The sequence below is a fragment of the Serratia sp. HNCC26DJ244 genome (assembly GCF_057180565.1).
This window is the reverse complement of the sequence record NZ_JBXUGO010000163.1, coordinates 1-252: the sequence shown is the minus strand read 5'-3', so window position 1 is coordinate 252 and position 252 is coordinate 1. Positions and strand designations below refer to the sequence as shown.

The window sequence follows — 252 nt, the reverse complement described above, 5'->3', positions numbered from 1 at the left end:
TTGGAAGAATGACCACAAGCCATTTGTCCCAATGGTCACTGCTGCCGCATTCACGCCAAGGCCTTCTCCATCGGTGGTCCCCCCCCACTTCTGCTCAATCAGCGTACTGCCGTTACCCTCAGTGACCCCGATGCTGGTGGAGGCACTTAACGAAGAACGGTTACCTGCCGCATCCCACACCATAAAGGCAAGATTATGCGCCCCGGCTGGCAGTGTGCTGCTGATTGACCAGCTACCGTCGTCATTGGCTCT

General features: G+C 56.7%; 1 protein-coding gene. It reads right to left on the bottom strand.

What is annotated here, in order from left to right:
* Positions 1–252, bottom strand: a 252-nt coding sequence (locus AC2A06_RS19090; protein WP_484381334.1) for a hypothetical protein, incomplete at both ends; no start/stop codon positions are given.